Source organism: Cellvibrio fibrivorans (assembly GCF_031457055.1).
Lineage (GTDB): Bacteria > Pseudomonadota > Gammaproteobacteria > Pseudomonadales > Cellvibrionaceae > Cellvibrio > Cellvibrio fibrivorans.
Window position 1 is genome coordinate 631,743 of the sequence record NZ_JAVDVX010000001.1, and the last position, 17,266, is coordinate 649,008.

At 47.9% G+C, this 17,266-nt stretch carries 16 protein-coding genes and 1 pseudogene; 8 read left to right on the top strand and 9 right to left on the bottom strand.

The window, feature by feature from the left end; all coding sequences use genetic code 11:
• Positions 1-147: 147 nt before the first annotated feature.
• From J2X05_RS02665 to J2X05_RS02685, 5 genes are all read right to left on the bottom strand, one after another.
• The gene (locus J2X05_RS02665; protein WP_310068284.1) at positions 148-1,251 is read right to left on the bottom strand and encodes an extracellular solute-binding protein; all 1,104 of its coding nucleotides are present in this window, start codon (positions 1,249-1,251) and stop codon (positions 148-150) included.
• Position 1,252: 1 nt separating this feature from the next.
• A complete protein-coding gene (gene potC, locus J2X05_RS02670; RefSeq protein WP_310068287.1) occupies positions 1,253-2,020 on the bottom strand; it encodes a spermidine/putrescine ABC transporter permease PotC in 768 nt (255 codons plus the stop codon).
• Positions 2,004-2,876, bottom strand: coding sequence for a spermidine/putrescine ABC transporter permease PotB (gene potB, locus J2X05_RS02675; protein WP_310068290.1), 873 nt, complete (start codon positions 2,874-2,876; stop codon positions 2,004-2,006). The genes potC and potB overlap by 17 nt, the downstream gene beginning before the upstream one ends.
• On the bottom strand, positions 2,866-3,966 hold the full coding sequence (potA, locus tag J2X05_RS02680) for a spermidine/putrescine ABC transporter ATP-binding protein PotA (RefSeq protein ID WP_310068292.1): 1,101 nt from the start codon (positions 3,964-3,966) through the stop codon (positions 2,866-2,868). The genes potB and potA overlap by 11 nt, the downstream gene beginning before the upstream one ends.
• Before the next feature lie 283 nt (positions 3,967-4,249).
• The gene (locus J2X05_RS02685) at positions 4,250-4,561 is read right to left on the bottom strand and encodes a hypothetical protein (RefSeq protein WP_310068295.1); all 312 of its coding nucleotides are present in this window, start codon (positions 4,559-4,561) and stop codon (positions 4,250-4,252) included.
• 302 nt (positions 4,562-4,863) lie between these two features.
• Here J2X05_RS02685 and J2X05_RS02690 point away from each other — a divergent pair, with 302 nt between their 5' ends.
• A complete protein-coding gene (locus J2X05_RS02690; protein WP_310068298.1) occupies positions 4,864-5,187 on the top strand; it encodes a hypothetical protein in 324 nt (107 codons plus the stop codon).
• A 69-nt stretch (positions 5,188-5,256) separates the two neighbouring features.
• Here J2X05_RS02690 and J2X05_RS02695 read toward each other — a convergent pair whose 3' ends face one another.
• The 4 genes from J2X05_RS02695 to J2X05_RS02710 all read right to left on the bottom strand — a co-directional run bounded on the left by J2X05_RS02695 (position 5,257) and on the right by J2X05_RS02710 (position 8,977).
• A complete protein-coding gene (locus J2X05_RS02695; protein WP_007639554.1) occupies positions 5,257-5,595 on the bottom strand; it encodes a P-II family nitrogen regulator in 339 nt (112 codons plus the stop codon).
• 198 nt (positions 5,596-5,793) lie between these two features.
• Positions 5,794-7,059, bottom strand: a complete 1,266-nt coding sequence (amtB, locus tag J2X05_RS02700) for an ammonium transporter AmtB (protein WP_310068309.1) — start codon at positions 7,057-7,059, stop codon at positions 5,794-5,796.
• Between the two features lie 71 nt (positions 7,060-7,130).
• On the bottom strand, positions 7,131-8,573 hold the full coding sequence (locus J2X05_RS02705) for an ammonium transporter (protein WP_310068312.1): 1,443 nt from the start codon (positions 8,571-8,573) through the stop codon (positions 7,131-7,133).
• A gap of 65 nt (positions 8,574-8,638) precedes the next feature.
• A complete protein-coding gene (locus tag J2X05_RS02710) occupies positions 8,639-8,977 on the bottom strand; it encodes a P-II family nitrogen regulator (RefSeq protein ID WP_310068315.1) in 339 nt (112 codons plus the stop codon).
• A 437-nt stretch (positions 8,978-9,414) separates the two neighbouring features.
• On the opposite strand from J2X05_RS02710, the gene J2X05_RS02715 reads away from it, so the two are divergent.
• From J2X05_RS02715 to J2X05_RS02745, 7 genes and pseudogenes are all read left to right on the top strand, one after another.
• Positions 9,415-9,639, top strand: coding sequence for an accessory factor UbiK family protein (locus tag J2X05_RS02715; protein ID WP_310068317.1), 225 nt, complete (start codon positions 9,415-9,417; stop codon positions 9,637-9,639).
• Between the two features lie 120 nt (positions 9,640-9,759).
• Positions 9,760-10,608, top strand: a pseudogene (locus J2X05_RS02720) (YifB family Mg chelatase-like AAA ATPase); the annotation flags it as partial.
• 112 nt (positions 10,609-10,720) lie between these two features.
• Positions 10,721-12,559: a hypothetical protein gene (locus tag J2X05_RS02725; protein WP_310068321.1), complete on the top strand. Its 1,839-nt coding sequence runs from the start codon at positions 10,721-10,723 to the stop codon at positions 12,557-12,559.
• 290 nt (positions 12,560-12,849) lie between these two features.
• Positions 12,850-13,830, top strand: a complete 981-nt coding sequence (locus J2X05_RS02730) for an exodeoxyribonuclease VII large subunit (RefSeq protein WP_310068325.1) — start codon at positions 12,850-12,852, stop codon at positions 13,828-13,830.
• A gap of 875 nt (positions 13,831-14,705) precedes the next feature.
• Entirely contained in the window at positions 14,706-14,891 is a 186-nt protein-coding gene (locus tag J2X05_RS02735) for a hypothetical protein (RefSeq protein ID WP_310068330.1), read from the top strand.
• Between the two features lie 630 nt (positions 14,892-15,521).
• A complete protein-coding gene (locus J2X05_RS02740; RefSeq protein ID WP_310068333.1) occupies positions 15,522-15,752 on the top strand; it encodes a hypothetical protein in 231 nt (76 codons plus the stop codon).
• 60 nt (positions 15,753-15,812) lie between these two features.
• A complete protein-coding gene (locus tag J2X05_RS02745) occupies positions 15,813-17,240 on the top strand; it encodes a hypothetical protein (protein WP_310068336.1) in 1,428 nt (475 codons plus the stop codon).
• The last annotated feature ends 26 nt before the right edge of the window (positions 17,241-17,266 follow it).

Sequence of the window (17,266 nt, forward strand, 5' to 3'; positions counted from 1 at the left end):
CACACTATTCGAATAATAGCGGCCATGATAACACTCTGACTTGCGATAGGGATTGGCGGATTTTGCGGAGGTGGGATCAGTAACAAAAAACGCCAGCTTTGTGGGCTGGCGTTTTACGCGAATTACACGTTCGATTTATGCAGGGGCCTATTGACCCGCTTTCAGCAATTCCCAGTATTTTTCATAAACCAGAACGGTATCACCCAGATCCTGGTGGAAACTGCCCTTGGCAATATCTTCGGCAGCAGGGAATACGGTTTTGTTGTTACGCAGAGCTTCATCCAGCAAAGCAATACCAGCAGTGTTAGGTGCGGCATAACCCAATTCTTCGATCGCGGCTTTGGCGCTTTCAGCACGCAGCATGAAGTCGATGAACTTGTGCGCGTTTTCCACGTTGGCAGCGCCTTTCGGAATCACAAAGCTGTCAACCCAAAGTACTGCGCCCTCTTCCGGGTAAATGTACTGCAGGTCTTCCATCTCTTGTTGCGCCATGTAAGCTTCGCCGTTCCAGATAGCGCCAATGCTGACGTTGCCCTGGATCAACGGAGTTTTGGGCGAGTCAGAGTTGATCACCTTGATGCTTGGCCAGAGGGCTTTTAACTTCTCATAAGCCGCTTTGATTTCATCTTCGCTGGTGCTGTTGTTTTGGAAACCAGCAACACGCAGACCCACATAGAAGTTGTCACGGACGTCATCCATGATCATCAACTTGTCAGCATATTCAGGCTTCCACAAATCGGCCCACTTGGTGATTTTGCTGGCATCCACATCTTTATTGTTGATCGCAATTGAAGTCGCGCCCCACAGGTAAGGAACGCTGAAATCATTATTAGGATCGTAAGGCTTGTTCATCATGTTGGCGTCAAGGTTGCCGTAATTCGCCAACAAGTCTTTTTTAATCGGCTGGATCAAACCTTCTTTGCGCATTTTTTCAACGTAGAAAGTCGATGGTACGGCGATGTCGTAACCCTTACCTTCCATCAATTTGATTTTGGCGTACATCGCCTCGTTACTTTCGTAGGTGGCGTACTCTACTTCGATGCCGGTTTCTTTGGTGAATTGCTCCAATACCGCAGCGGGAATGTACTCGGTCCAGTTGTAAATCACTACTTTTTGAGGGCCGGTAGCCGGTGCGGGCGCTTCAGTCGCTGCAGGTGTTGCTGCGGTAGTTTCAGCAGGTGCTTGGGTTTCGGATTTGTCGGAACATCCACTGATTAATAAGGCTGCGGCCAAGGCCAACCATTTTTTCATCTTATTTATCCTCACGTAAGAGAAGTTGGGAAATAACAACCAGTACCAAAGAGACGACCAACAAAATCGTCGAAATTGCATTTACCTCTGGCGAAACACCAACACGCACCATGGAATAAACCTTGAGCGGCAGGATTTCATATCCAGGGCCAGTGACAAACGCACTTACAATAACGTCATCCAATGACAGGGTAAAACTCAACAACCATCCTGACGCAATAGCGGGCAAGGCCAGCGGCAGGATAATTTTCCAGAAAATACTACTCTCGGACGCACCTAAATCCCGTGCGGCCTCCAGCATTTTCATATCAAACCCTTTTAAGCGCGAGTAGACCGCAACTATCACAAAAGGTAAACAGAAAGTGATATGGCCGATAACCAATGAGATGAATCCCAGTTTGATGCCCAGCGCCATAAACACAATCAACAACGAAATGGCCATCACAATTTCCGGAGTCAGCATACTCACAAACACCATGGATGACAGTAATGCTTTACCCTTGAACTGATAGCGATGCAAAGCCACAGCAGCAAGCGTGCCAATTACAGTCGCGACACTGGCAGCGACAATGGAAACCGTGAGCGAATTGAGCGCGGCCGTCATCAAACCGTCATTGTTCCAGAACTTTTCATACCACTTGAAGGTAAAGCCGCCCCACTTGATACCGTATTTGGATGCATTAAAGGAGTTCACCACCAGCACCAAAATGGGGATGTAGATCAACGTGAGGATCAACCCCATAAAACCCCATCTAAAAATCGGAGCCATTGAGTCCTCCTTGCTTGCTGACAAAACGGGCAGCGCGGAAATAGAGCCAGAGCATAAAGCCCAGCAGCACAATCAGGATCACACTAAACGCCGAGCCAAACGGCCAGTCGCGCGTGTGCAGGAATTGGGTTTTGATCACGTTGCCGAGCAGCAGGTTTTTGGCACCACCGAGCAGGTCGGAAATATAGAACATACCCATCGCCGGTAGTAACACCATCAAACAACCCGCGACTATACCGGGGGAGGTAAGCGGCACAGTGATATGCCAGAAGCGGCTCAAGGGGCCAGCGCCAAGATCTTTGGCGGCGTGGTGCAAACGCACATCGAGTTTTTCCAGTGCCGAGTACAAGGGCAACACCATAAACGGCAGCAAGATATAACAAAGACCCAGGATCACCGCGAATTGGGTGTAGAGCAGCTGCAAGGGTTTATCGATCAAGCCCAAGCCAAGCAGCGCTTTGTTGATAATACCCTGGTTGCCCAAAATAAATTGGATCGCATAGGTGCGCACCAGCGAGTTGGTCCAAAACGGCAAAATCACCAGAAACAAAATCACCGGTTGCCAGCGCTTGGGCAGACTCACAATCGCCATTGCAAACGGATAGCCAACCACCAGACAAAACACCATCGCCAGCAGTGACATACGCAGTGAATCCCACAATACCTGCAAGTACAGCAGATCGAGAGTGCGCACGTAGCTGTCAGCATTGATGGGCAAGCTGACAGTGGCCTGAGGATCACGCGTCAGGAAACTGGTGAGGATCACCAGCAAGTTGGGGAAAAAGACAAACAGTGTCAACCAGACACTGGCGAGTCCAATTGCCCAGAAGCGGAATTGGCCGACACTAGACTTCATGGGGCAACACCACTTCCCAACCCGGCACCCACTTGATTGCCACTTTCTGGTTCAGGCTGTAATCGAACGAGGGGTCATCCTCATCGAAGAATTCACTGGCGATCACTTCAATACCGGAAGGCAAACGAATCAATGAATCGAGGGTTTTGCCTTTGTAATTGCGCTCGACCACAGTGCCAACAAGATACTGATCGGGATGCGGATCATCGATATATTCCACACGTACATCTTCCGGACGCAGCAATACATTGACCTTATCACCCGCTTTGAAATTGTGTTCTGCATGCAAACGCCATTGCAGACCTTCTACTTTAACTTCGTATTCGTGATTGCCATCAACGGCGACTATTTCGCCATCCAGTTGATTGATCTCACCAATAAACTTAGCGACAAATAAATTGGCGGGCTGTTCGTAAATTTCACGCGGCGTACCCAGTTGCTGAACCTTGCCCTTGTTCATCACCACTACGCGATCTGACATGGACAGCGCCTCTTCCTGATCGTGAGTCACGTACACAAAGGTGATGCCGAGTTTGCGCTGCAGGCGCTTGAGTTCGATTTGCATCTGCTGGCGCAATTTGTAATCAAGCGCGGAGAGGGACTCATCAAGCAATAATAATTTGGGACGATTAACTACCGCACGCGCAATCGCCACACGCTGCTGTTGGCCACCGGAGAGCTGCGCCGGTTTGCGCTGGGCGAAATCCCCCAGACGCACCATTTCCAGTGCTTCAGCAACGCGCGGTGCAATTTCCTCTTTCGCCACGCCGCTCATGCGCAAACCGAAGGCGACGTTATCGAACACAGTCATATGTGGAAACAGGGCGTAACTTTGGAAAACCGTATTGATCGGCCGTTTTTCGGCAGGCACTTGGCCAATGTCCTGGCCATCCAATTGGATGCTACCCGTATCGGTATCTTCCAATCCGGCGATCATTCTGAGCACAGTGGTTTTACCGCAGCCAGAGGGGCCTAACAAGGTGAAAAACTCACCGTCAAAGATAGTGAGATCAAAATTATCGAGAACTCGGTTACTGCCATACGTCTTGGACAGATGATTGAGATTTAGCAGGGCGCGCGGTTCATTCACCTCGACAGAGCTCCTCTGGTTATTTAGCAAGGGATCAGTAGTCACGTGCAGGCGCGCTCGGGACGGTTCAGGTTAGCAAAACAGAAAAATATTAGGATGCGAACCTACGCAAAAGAGAGGCCATTCTACTCAAATGGGCAGCTAAAAATCCAGCATTCAGCGGCGCAAAAAACAGCCTGTATAAACTCGCTAAGTCTATGGATTTAAAGCAAAAAATATTCAGGCAAGCAAACCGCACAAAACAAATCGGCCCCAGTGCGGGGCCGATAGCGGAAATAAGCGATTAGATAGGGCGACCACCGTAGTCAGGAGTCGGCTTTTTTGGTGGATCAGCGGTGACATTGGCCGGCACCTCATTGATCTTTCCTCCACGTGCGAGGAAAGCGGCAATTTGCGCTTCCAGCTCGTCGCGCGCTTTTTGGCGCGAGGCAATACTGAAATCTTCCAGTGCTTCAGACTCAACCACCTTGGCGGCAGGACTGGCATAGCTCACTTCATCACTATCGAGCGCCTCATCCACCTCATCGGCGTCTTCTTCCCCCTCTACGCCAGTGTCTTCTAATTCTTCGTCGTTAATGGGGTCTTCATCAGTCATAATGTCACCTGAAAACTTGTACAATGTGAGTTCTTAGTATTTTCATCCCAACCAAAGCCTAGCTTATTTCGCCGAAGGCTCCGGCTAATTTATAGCGCAGACTCTTTTAAACGTCATGATCATTGGTGATGAATTTTTAGGCTTTTTTTATCTTACCGACAGCCTTTGCGGCGGATTTTAGTTATTAACCATAGGCAAGTCTAGCGCTTGCCACAAGCGTGAAAAAAAGTTACAGCAAAGTTTCATCCACTGCCGGATCTTTGCACATCCAATATGCATTACCAGATTATTTATCGATCCTTATGAATTTCAAACGACTCGCAAAACACTTTCCAGAGCTGGCCACAAAAACACCAGCAGAACAACAAGCGCTGCTCACCCAAGCCTATCAAAACGCATTTGCAGCTGAACACAAAATGAAACTTTGGCGCAGCAACCTGCTAAGTGCATTGCTTATGGCTGGCCTGTGTTTTTTATTTGTGCTGGTGCTGCGACCAGCATTAGGGATGTCGCAGCAGACCAGTGCAATTGTATTAATGCTGATTGCATTTCCGGTGTATTTTTTTATCCAACAGCGCCGCTTTATTAACCAATTGCGCCGCAGCTTGCACAAACTTTTGCCATAAAAAAACGCCACTGCAATGTGGCGTTTTTATGGGTCACAGCAATATAAAACGCTGTGTTGCGAAGCTCAATTAAACAGCATCAGAACCGGTTTCGCCGGTGCGGATGCGGATAATTTCATCGAGCGGGGCAATAAAAATTTTACCATCACCAATTTTCCCGGTTTGCGCCGCTTTAGTAATAGCTTCAACTGCCTGCTCAACCATTGAATCGTCAACAGCCAATTCAATTTTTACTTTCGGCAGAAAATCTACAACATATTCAGCACCGCGATAAAGTTCGGTGTGACCTTTTTGGCGACCGAAGCCTTTTACTTCAGTTACGGTCATGCCTTGAACGCCTACGTCTGACAATGCAGTGCGCACGTCGTCGAGTTTGAACGGTTTTACAACAGCGGTAATCAGTTTCATTATTAATTCCTTTGCTGGAGTCTTGTGAATGCTGGTGCCGGAAAACCCATATCATCTTGCGATGAACCTGGATCCGGAAACTTGCGGTAAAGATACACCCAAGCTTCGCACATCAACAACAACTTTAGTAAGTGATAAGGTTTTTTGCAGCTGCAACCTGCTTAATCACTCAGGTTGCAGCTCGGTTATGTGGAGCAATTACTTGTTGGTGAACTCAGGATAAGCTTCCATACCACACTCAACCAGATCTACGCCTTCGAATTCCTCTTCTTCTGATACACGGATACCCATCACCAGTTTGATGACAAACCAAACCAGCAGGCTGACACCAAATACCCAACCAAAAATCACCGCTGCACCCGTCAATTGCCCGAGGAAGCTGGTACCTTCGGCCGTGAAGGGAACGACCAACAGGCCAAATAAACCTGCCGCACCATGTACTGAAATCGCACCGACCGGATCATCAATGCGCAATTTATCCAAGCCAAGAATAGAGAAGACGACGATGACACCGGCAACCACACCAATCGCCACTGAGCCAAATGCACTCGGGGTGTCTGGGCTGGCAGTGATCGCAACAAGGCCCGCCAGAGCGCCGTTGAGGATCATGGTCAAATCGGCTTTACCAAACAGGATACGTGCAACGATAAGCGCACCAATTAAGCCACCGGCTGCAGCTGCGTTAGTATTAAGGAACACCATAGCAACCGAGTTGGCGTTGGCAATATCGCCCAGCTTGAGCACTGAACCGCCGTTGAAACCAAACCAGCCGAACCACAGGATCAGAGTTCCCAAGGTCGCCAGCGGCAGATTTGCACCGGTAATGGCATTGATCTCACCGTTGGGGCCATATTTACCCTTACGTGCACCGAGCAACAGCACACCGGCCAATGCCGCAGATGCACCGGCAAAATGGACAATGCCCGAACCAGCAAAATCTTTAAAGCCGAATTGGTCATCGAGATTCAAACCAAAAACACCTTCTGCACCCCAAGTCCAAGAACCTTCCATTGGATAGATAAAGCCCACCATAACCAACGAGAACAGCAAGAACGCCCAGAGTTTCATACGTTCGGCAACAGCACCCGAGACGATTGACATACAGGTTGCCGCAAACACCACCTGAAAGAAGAAATCCGATGCACCTGAGTAAATGGACCCACCGGTGAAACCCTCTTCACGCTCGGCAAAACTTTTTAAGGTCTCACCAACATCAACTTCGCCAATCCCGCTCAGGAAAAAATTGCCACCATACATAATCGCGTAACCACACGCGAGATACATAATCGTAGAGGTCGCGTAGAGCACTACGTTTTTAGTCAAAATTTCGGTGGTGTTTTTAGCACGCACCAACCCGGATTCCAGCATGGCAAAGCCCGCCGCCATCCACATGACCAAGGCACCACAGATCAAAAAATAGAAGGTATCCATGGCGTACTGCAGGTGATAAATATTCTCTTCCATTCGATTTTCCCCGTCGCTGCTATTCAGCTCATTTGCAAACAGCCCCGGCCAGAGCAGGGGCTGCCAGTCAATTACATGTGGTAGCCACGCTCACCATGTTCAGCAGTATCGAGACCTTCGGTTTCCACTTCTTCGGTAACACGCAGGCCGATCAGAACATCAATCAATTTGAAAGCAATGAAGGAGACAACAGCAGACCACACGATGGTGACCAGTACAGCTTTGATTTGAATCCAGGTTTGCGCACCAATGCTGGTGAAGCCCCAAGTTCCTGCCACGTAGTCATATACACCGGTACCACCCAGATCAGGACTGTTGAATACACCGGTCAGGATTGCACCCACAATACCGCCTACGCAGTGCACACCGAATACGTCGAGTGAATCGTCATAACCCAGCATGGCTTTCAACTTGATAACCGCCAGCATACAGATCAAACCACCGGCAACACCTATCGCCAATGCACCCATTGGACCAACCCAACCACAGGCTGGAGTGATAGCAACCAAACCAGCGATAGCACCAGAAGCAGCACCCAACATAGTAGGCTTACCGCGTACCAGCCACTCACCAAAGGTCCACGCCAGTACTGCAGCGGCAGTCGCCAGGAAGGTGTTGATAAATACTTGTGCAGCGAAGGCGTTAGCTTCAAGATTAGAACCTACGTTGAACCCGAACCAGCCCACCCACAGAATCGCCGCACCCACCATAGTGAAAGGAACATTGTGTGGCGCCAATGAAGAGTTGCCAAAACCTTTACGCTTGCCGATCAACAAGCAGCCCACCAGACCAGCGATACCGGCGTTGATGTGCACTACAGTGCCGCCGGCGAAATCCAGCGCACCCATTTGGAAGATATAACCTGCACCAGCAGTCGCAGCAGCAGCAGCTTCAGCAGTGGTGTAGGCATCCGGACCCGCCCAGAACCACACCATGTGTGCGATAGGCAAGTAAGCGAAGGTGAACCAGAGCACTGCAAAGATCAGTACCGCAGAGAACTTCATACGCTCGGCAAAGGCACCCACAATCAAGCAGGGAGTCAAAGCAGCGAAGGTCATCTGGAAGGCGGCATACAGATATTCGGGCACATAAACGCCCTTGCTGAAGGTCGCTGCAGGCAGCAGGTTACCGGCTGCATCGAGCATGTCTTTCAGGAACAGGCGATCAAAACCGCCGAAGAAGGCGCTACCGGAAGTGAACGCCAGCGAGTAACCATAAATAGACCAGAGCACCGCGATCAAACAGAAGGTGACGAACACCTGCATAGAGAGTGACAAAATATTCTTAGCGCGAACCATACCGCCGTAAAACAGCGCAAGGCCGGGCAGAACCATGAAGATCACCAATAGTGTGGCGGTTAACATCCAGGCGATATCGCCCTTATCGAAACTGGCGGCAACCGGAGCGGCAGCTTCGGCGGCCTCCTGGGCAAACGCACTGCCTGGAGCAAGTAGTGACGCGGCCAATAGCGCCAGCGGTGTGAGCTTGGCGCCCATACTGAGTAGTTTATTCACGGAATTTCTCCTGAGGTGATTATCTGATGCTAGCAAGCTGTAACACTTGCCCGCTTGTTATTGATCTAAAGAGCATCGTTACCGGTTTCGCCAGTGCGTATACGTACTACTTGCTCCAAATCGGAAACAAAGATTTTGCCGTCGCCAATCTTGCTGCTATTTGCAGCCTTGGTGATCGCTTCCACCACTGTGTCGGTTTCGGCATCTGAAACGGCAATCTCAACCTTGGTTTTCGGCAAAAAATCCACCACGTACTCTGCCCCACGGTAGAGTTCAGAGTGGCCTTTCTGACGGCCAAAGCCTTTTACTTCGGTCACGGTCATGCCGTGCACGCCTATATCGGAGAGGGCTTCACGCACCACATCCAGCTTGAACGGCTTGATGATCGCTGTTACCAATTTCATCGTTTGCACTCCTGAAAAAAATCCCCGCACCGAGAGGCGCGGGAAACACCGGAAATACTGCCTAAGTAGAAGTCGCTACAGCAAAAACCGACTTCTTCGCCAGCGCAGAGAGGGTTCTCGTATCGACCCTGACTAGCATTACGTACTCGGGGACGATTTTGCACAGAGCAGGCCAATTTCATAAATTCGATAAAAATCATATAGATAGAGTTTATCCCTGAGTCAATTTGAGAAAATATCCAAGTTCGCATACAAGCTCTGCACCAATTTTGACCAACACAGCAAACAACAAGCACCAATAGTGAACATAGGCACCTCAAACAACATATTGAGGGATTTCAGGAATATCAGGATTTGAGTGGCAGGTGCGGGACTCCAAGGGAAAAGGTACACTTCCTCCGCGTATTAGCGGCGGCCCCGCCGAGGATGAGGATGACATGATTAAAGACCTGGCCCAACGACTGCTGGATGAATTACACACCCAAGCTCCCCATGCTGAGCAATTCCTGCCCAAACGCGAACTGCACATTGCCCTGCAAGCAGCACTGGCACGCCTGGATCTGGTGACGCGTGAAGAATTTGATGCGCAAACTGCGGTACTGCAGCGCACCCGACAAAAACTGGAAGCGCTGGAGCAGGAATTAGCGCGTCTGGAGCAGTAAATTAAGACCAGGCGGCCAATTGTTTTCTGCCACAGGATTGATTTATAGTCGCTCGACATTTCGCTGCAAGGTTCGCGGCGCAGCGAAAAAACTGTTCAAAAACAACTACAAGGATTGTCAATGTCACTCGCCATCGTAAACTCGCGCGCCAAACTCGGCATAAACGCCCCCCAAGTCACTGTCGAAGTCCACATTTCAAACGGCTTGCCCAGCCTCTCCATCGTTGGGCTACCCGAAACAGCCGTAAAAGAAAGCAAAGACCGGGTGCGCAGCGCACTGATCAATAGCCATCTGGAGTTTCCGGCCCAACGTATCACCGTTAATTTGGCGCCAGCCGATTTACCCAAAGAGGGTGGCCGCTATGACTTACCCATCGCACTCGGCATACTCGCCGCCTCGGGGCAAATTCCGTTAGAGCGATTGGATAGCTACGAATTTCTAGGCGAACTGGCACTTTCAGGCGAATTGCGCCCTATTAGTGCGGCACTTCCCGCCGCTCTCGCCTGCGGCGATGCCGCGCGTGACTTGATTATTAGCAGCGCCAATGCCAAAGAGGCAGCCTTTAGCAGTATTACGCGCGTATTTGGTGCAGAAAATCTCTTGCAGGTCTGCGCACATTTGCACCAGCGTGAATCCCTACAGCGAGCAATGGCGGAGCAAGATGGCGGCGAATTCAGCGATGATCCGCTCGACATCCTCGATGTAAAAGGCCAATCACAGGCTAAACGCGCGCTGGAGATAGCTGCCAGCGGCGGTCACAACCTGCTGTTTTACGGCCCGCCAGGTACCGGTAAAACCATGCTCGCCAGCCGCTTGCCGGGAATTTTGCCCGGCTTGAGCGAAAGAGAAATGCTGGATGTTGCAGCAATCTATTCAGTCGCCGCCCAGTCACAGGATTACCATGGACGTAGGCGCCCCTTCCGCGCTCCGCACCATACCGCCTCGGCGATTGCATTGGTCGGCGGTGGCTGTGACTTTTTAAAATAGCTGCGACATTTTTGAAATAATTGCGACTGAGCTTTGACTTTATAAATTGACGCCATTAATAATTACATCAGCTTTCCACTGGATGTGATTACAAATGCCCATACCCCTTCGCAGGCCATATGAGCTCCTTGCAAGCCAAATTTCTCTTAAAGACAACCTTTATAAAAATGACAAGCCTTGGGTAGCGTGGTGGTACGGCGGAATTTACAAAAACTCGAGAGATCAATCTCAACCTAACGTTGTTGTATCCTTCCGAGAGCTTACATCGGAAGGCTTGAGTGATAGCCAAATCCTACGACAAGTTCCTATTACTTCCCTTGGCCAATTAAGGCTGGGAAGCATATGGGAAGGTAGTACGTGCAAATCCCAGCTAAGTTATGAATCGCAAACTTTCAAGGTCAACTTTACGGCGGGGTCATGGAAATTTTCTTCATTTTCAGGAGCAAGCGCGCTCAACATTGAGCTGCCCTACGATCTAGACACGCATCCTCTATTCTATGACTTAAGAGACCAAAGCAAACTGATCGAGTTTCCAATAAGCACTGGCGGCAAACTCGTCGTGCCTTGTTTAGAGTTTTTTTCAAGGTGTTATGGCTACTCCCAAGAGATCAAAAGAATTCTGACGACATATTTTTGGGATGTACCGAAGGGTGCGAAAGAAAGATTGTTTGCCCCCATCAACCGTCCTGAAGTGCCCAATTTGTGGCAAGTCAGACTTAGAGAACGTTTATGTAACGATGATATAACGTTGTTGGCCCACATAAAATATGATCAATACACACTTAAGCGTGTGAAAAAAATTCATGCGGATCTGGCGACACAATTCAATCGAGTGTTGAAAGATCCAAATGGCAAGCCCATTGCACGCCCAGCATTTCTAGAGGCAGCACCATGGTTTGAAGGTGATGCGGAATTAGAGGTCGAAGGAATTTGGTTTAACGATACCAAGTCATTTTTAGGACTTCGGATCACTGGCTGCAGCGAACCTGGTGGACTCACTATCGAAGGAGATCGCACCAACAACGGCAAAGCCGAAAGATCTGCTCCACCCGGAAGCCCGACAAGCTGGGATGGGGTTCCGAGAAAAATAATATCCCATCCGCCCATACCGTTTGATGTGACAGGTTTCCAAGCGCCAGATCATGCAAGTGGAACTGTAGACATTAAAGATCCAAAGATGAAAATTCTTGGAAAGAGAAGGCGCGTAATCCATCGCAAGACCGAAGAGGCTTCAACTACCCCAGGAGCCGTAAGTGAGGATGAAGATTCGAAAAAGTTTTCCAGTGGTGAGCCTGGAGGAACAGGTAAGGGAACTGGACGAGCCTCTATCAAGGCGGAAGCCATCATGGAGTCGAAAGGAACGTTACGAGACATGTGGAACGCACTTTTATATCTTCGCGACGAATACCCTGAGGTAATTAAAGGAGTCGAATCGTACACAGGAAGCGAGGGTTTTAGTTCAGAAGAAGAACCAAAGTTGGTTTCTTTAACACCATTTGACGATATCGATGACTCCAAGGAAATTACCACCGCTATGCGATCTTGGGTGTATACCTCATATCCAGATCTTAGAGGCGTGCTAGCCGCTCGGATCACCACAGTACAGTCTGTGGTTTATTTGTTCGAAATCACGCGAAAACCGAGACTTAAAACAATTAAAGATATCTCAACAGAAGGAGAAGAGAATTATCAAGGTTTTATGTTCACGTTAAAAGACAATGATGGTTTTCAATCGTGGCTCGATACATTTACAGCGGAGATTAGAAAGACAAAGGGTGTAGTGAAAAAGTTGCTTACTAGATGCCCAGGAAAAGCAGAGGCATTTAATCATCGGATGGGAAAACAAGAGAGAGTCGCTCACGAAACCACCGCAAAAAAAGCGCTTCAAAAATTTGGGATCGTTTTCCCAAATGCAGAAGAGACTACTAGCTAAACCGCCAGTAGAAATGCGCCCCCGGTTAGAAGAAAAATATTACAATTCTTGACCCCGTGCGACCCAGCAAAAGATATGTGAGTGACAATACCATTTTCATTGCAATAATCATCAGCGAGTTATATTGCTGTATGTCGTTAACCCCGAATAATGAGCACAGCATGCGCTGGAAAAAATTGTCGATACACAGTTCAACGAACCTCTTGCACTAGAATAAGAATCAACTTAGTACTACTCCGATGGTTCTTACATACTGCAACACACAATCCCAAGGCTTGGAATCTGAACAAATGGAAATTACGCAATCAATCGACACCTCAACCGGACCATCATGCTACTCGCTCGAAGCCCTGCTGCTGAAAGCAGGCATTTATAGCCAACAAAAAATATTCACCCGCATAGAAGGCTTGGTGAGAGTGAAAGGAATTGTCACAAAAGTTAGCAGGTACAAAACCGCCACTTATCTAACACTAAAAGATCAAGAGTTTAGTGTTTCGGTCAAATGTGATAGCACCCAAGATGTTTATGAAAACGAATTGATTTTGGTTGAGGGAATTTTATATCTCAAACCGAGCACTTTTTTTGTCGGTTTGGAATGCTGTATCCACGGTAACATTGTGGGCTCATGGGAGGCAGCTGAGCGGAGTATCACAAAGAACCATTTAATACCGAAAAAGAAGCGGTTCATTAGCCTTGATAACGTGGTTAATGATGGCACTCTCAGCGGCCTACTATTGCTAGGGACAGAAACGGGAATTAACGACGCACTAAGTCAACTGGATAAAGCCACCGCGAAAAGTATCAGTCAAGCCATCATTCGCGTCGGACGCACTGATAATTTGTTAGAGGATATCAGAGCTGCTGCCCCACACAATTTTCGCGCCTTCATTATTGTCCGAGGCGGTGACGACAATACGATGGAGATATGGAACGATCCTGAGGTAATTACTTTTTTGCTGCATTACGATATTCCATTTTATACGGCGTTAGGACACAGCCACTCCAGAACGTTAACAGATCAGTACGCTGACTCGTTCTACCCCACACCGACTGCTTTTGGCTCTGCATTAAATTCAATAATGACGGGCAAACGTCGATTTAAGGAAATGGAAACTGAGTATACCCGACTAAAGCAGGAATACATTTTATTAGCCAGCCCCCCCCAACCCTCACCCACCCCATCTAAGCAAAGCCATGACTGGGTCAAAATCATTGCAGTTTTCACCACATGCTCATTACTGGTATATCTGTTCATCAGCACACTCTTCTAGAAAAAGACCTTATTGATTTATTGAGGCAACCCAAATGATTCGATACCCAACCGATGAAGAATACGCTTCTTACGATGGCATGCACTGCAATGTGAAGTGGAGCAGGCTTAGCCATGACTGGCAATGCCCAGTGTGCAACCGGAACAAGCGCCAAATATTGCAGTGGGGTAAACGAGTCGGCTCAAATGCACTTCGATATGGAAGTATCGGCTGGAAAGCAGGACTCCATACACACCACGATCATGGGGCAGACATTGGGCGGGAGCGCTTTTCCCCCACACTGCTTTGTGGTGCTTGCAATTATTTGGACGCACGATTGAAGCGCAAAGCAGGGGTTACTGGAGAATTCTCTTTTTCACCAAGCGAAATGCGCGAATGCCTGATACTGGCAAGGCCTAATGAGAAAATTCGCGATTGTGATATCGACTTTGACAGAGCAAAAAGTATCTACTCCGCTCTTTCCCTTATCAGAGCGTCCGCCAAGGACAGAATACTGCCTTTTTCACCCGCACTTTAGACCAAACTGCTCAGCCAGTACTCGCTAATTCAATGTGGAATTATCGATACCCAATCGTGAGGATCGACAACCAAGATCGAACTAAATCTTAATTTGCGGGCTAGTGCGAGCAACAACAATAGATGATGACTTCTAAGCTTTAGAGCCTGAAGTGATGTTCGCTCGTATAAGCTGCCTGAGAAGAAGCTCCCGCCCCATCAACTACCTGCAGCTAGGGGTCTTGATTTCATTAAGGTCGTGAAACTCGCTTTTTTAGATGCCATATCAAGCGTGGCTTATTTATCTTTCTTCGTCCGACTTACACCGGCACCGTCGTGATCATAACCTCAGCTGGAACCAACAGTTAGAGGTAAGTGAAATGCAAGTTATCTGGATATTTGAGAAAGGTCATCTTAAAGCGCGGAATCAATCAGGTGAATTAATGCGTTGCTGGTCAGCAGAAGCCGCCATAGGGCTGTTTCTTGCAGACTTATTAAACCGTGACATTAACTTAACCAGATTGATCCTTTGGCCGTTATTGGAAGACAGCCAATCAAATGGATAGAAAGCCTTCATAGATAAAAGGATGAGACACCGCTAACAAAACCCAAGAGGAGGGGTAAAGAAGCCCGTCGGACCGCAAAGAAAAACAGCAGTATCTCAATAGTGCGAGTACTTTGTCCGGACCGACGAAGTATTTTGTACATATGCTGGCCATTACAATTTATTACACAGCGTTAGAAACCACAGTAAAAATACGCCCAAAAGTGATGCTGATATTCTGCGTCAACAAAAAGCGATTCAACCTACGCTGCTACAACCCCTTGAACAGCAAGCACTTTTATTTCTACTACTGGCAATTTAAACAGCAAGGGGAAATAGCTCTCACCTATTGAAGAAGTAACCTCAATATACATCACTAATACGTTGATTATTAAAGTAACTTTAATGATATTCCAAAGAGTAATAGCGTGTAACTTGCAAAGTAACACTACCTTTGTCCATACTTGCAGAACGGTGATTTTCCAATGGCATCCAGCGGAACTACTTGTTGACACCGTGCACTAATGACGTGAGAATGCCGCGCCTTTTGCTAAGGGCGATCCATGCCAGACGGAATGGTTTTTGCATAAGGACGTTTATATATTAATCTTACAATTATAATAAAAAGCCTTAAAAACAGGAGTGATGGCAGATGAGCGTATTTGCTATAGCAATATCGATTGTATTTTTTTCTCTGTTAGCCGCCGAGTTTTACACCCTGTGGCGCAAAAACAGAATGCATGCCACCGAACAACAATTTAAAGAAGCCGGGATCGTCCCTTACGGTTCTGGTATTTGTCACGGCATGGTGCTATCTCCGGATAAAGCTGGCGTCCTCAAAGACCAGAAGAATACGCCTGCCTGGTATAACCGCCTCGACTAATTCAACAATAATACTGTTTTTGGAAATCCTGCTCAGGCAGGATTTTTTTTTGGAAAATCTATGGATAATTGGGAATACATGGGGTGGGTACCCTGCCTGAATGGACATTTGGATTTCGGGCTGATGAAAGTAGGCATATCCGGCCCCTTTAGTGTCGGAAAATCCCAGGATCGAGAATACATCTCAGTCAACCAATCGACAAAAAAAGAGCGCGACTCTCACGAGCGAAAAATCTTTCTCCAATCTAAAGTGGACTGGAGAGATTCTGAAACATTTAATCCCGATGATGGGCTTTTCAGGGTGCTGGTTTCCGCCGAGGTAACACCTTCGCTCTCAATGGATAAGCGCGCCCTGAGCGGGCACATCGCTATTTACCCTATCGGCGCAGAACCCTCTTCCTATGCCGAACGCATGGAGATGAACATTCATCGCCTCAGTCATGAACTGAGAAATATTGCTACTGAGCGCGATAGAATTAATCTTCGACTTGGGCAACATGAAAATAACCGTTTCGACGAACTGACGAGCGAAATGAACACCTATGCGTCGGAGCTTGAAAAAATCGTCTCCGGTCAAACCGTGATAGATAAACTGGACACCTCTTACTTCTTTGCCTCGTTTGAATTCCGCATTGAGGCAAATGGGATAGTCTGGATTAAATCGGTTAAAGATAATATCCGCACAGATATCAGGTATATCATCGCCAGACAGGCGTATTACTTTTTAAAATATGCACTGCATATTCATAAGCACCATCAAACCAAACAGGACGCACTTACCACGATCGTTGCCCTCGGTGCAGACGAAAACGCAAAGTCAGAAGCGGGCTTACGACTTGTGTGCCAATTGAAGCGAGAGCTTACCTCACTAAATCGCATCAAAAGTAATCGCTCCCATCGCTACAAAGACCAATTCTTTTTAAACGACACTTGCGGCATCATCGCGTACGGCAAAGCACTCATCCGATCACTCCGAAACAGTGAAATTTTTTCGGCGGATATTGCGGATCGGGAGCTAGAGAGATTCGACGACCTGAAATCCTCATCTGACGCACTCAACTTCAAAATGGACAAAATGCACGGAATCACCGAACTGGTGTCGGCAAAATCTAAAGTCCTCGTCGGCTTGTGCATGGGACTGTTCTACTTCATCCTAGGACGGCAATTCGTCATAAATAATTCAGCCATCGATATTTCTGGAGCGGTTAATAACATACCCAAACTACTAACGGCCAGCTCAGTATTTTGCGTAGCATTTCTTATCAGTTATTTTATTTTTAAAAAGATTTATGCGAGCAAACACGGGTTAGAAGATCCAGATCGCGCTGAAGCTATATTCAACACACACAAGAACCGATTTTACACACGAATCGTAGTACTTTTTTGCGCATGGGCAGTTCTGATGTATATAAACTATCTATTTGGTGATGCATTACTAAGTAGCCTTTCCGGGGCATTTTCCTGGATTGGAGACGCACTCAGCGGATGATTTTTAACAGAACCTTAGCACCGAAA

What these genes read in the sequence shown, in the direction of transcription:
- J2X05_RS02710 (WP_310068315.1), bottom strand. Translation starts at nt 8,977, where the DNA reads ATGAAATTGGTAACAGCGATCATCAAGCCGTTCAAGCTGGATGTGGTG.
- potB (WP_310068290.1), bottom strand. Translation starts at nt 2,876, where the DNA reads ATGAAGTCTAGTGTCGGCCAATTCCGCTTCTGGGCAATTGGACTCGCC.
- J2X05_RS02745 (WP_310068336.1), top strand. Translation starts at nt 15,813, where the DNA reads ATGGATAATTGGGAATACATGGGGTGGGTACCCTGCCTGAATGGACAT.
- J2X05_RS02685 (WP_310068295.1), bottom strand. Translation starts at nt 4,561, where the DNA reads ATGACTGATGAAGACCCCATTAACGACGAAGAATTAGAAGACACTGGC.
- J2X05_RS02725 (WP_310068321.1), top strand. Translation starts at nt 10,721, where the DNA reads ATGCCCATACCCCTTCGCAGGCCATATGAGCTCCTTGCAAGCCAAATT.
- J2X05_RS02740 (WP_310068333.1), top strand. Translation starts at nt 15,522, where the DNA reads ATGAGCGTATTTGCTATAGCAATATCGATTGTATTTTTTTCTCTGTTA.
- potC (WP_310068287.1), bottom strand. Translation starts at nt 2,020, where the DNA reads ATGGCTCCGATTTTTAGATGGGGTTTTATGGGGTTGATCCTCACGTTG.
- J2X05_RS02695 (WP_007639554.1), bottom strand. Translation starts at nt 5,595, where the DNA reads ATGAAACTGATTACCGCTGTTGTAAAACCGTTCAAACTCGACGACGTG.
- J2X05_RS02715 (WP_310068317.1), top strand. Translation starts at nt 9,415, where the DNA reads ATGATTAAAGACCTGGCCCAACGACTGCTGGATGAATTACACACCCAA.
- J2X05_RS02690 (WP_310068298.1), top strand. Translation starts at nt 4,864, where the DNA reads ATGAATTTCAAACGACTCGCAAAACACTTTCCAGAGCTGGCCACAAAA.
- J2X05_RS02665 (WP_310068284.1), bottom strand. Translation starts at nt 1,251, where the DNA reads ATGAAAAAATGGTTGGCCTTGGCCGCAGCCTTATTAATCAGTGGATGT.
- amtB (WP_310068309.1), bottom strand. Translation starts at nt 7,059, where the DNA reads ATGGAAGAGAATATTTATCACCTGCAGTACGCCATGGATACCTTCTAT.
- J2X05_RS02735 (WP_310068330.1), top strand. Translation starts at nt 14,706, where the DNA reads ATGCAAGTTATCTGGATATTTGAGAAAGGTCATCTTAAAGCGCGGAAT.
- J2X05_RS02730 (WP_310068325.1), top strand. Translation starts at nt 12,850, where the DNA reads ATGGAAATTACGCAATCAATCGACACCTCAACCGGACCATCATGCTAC.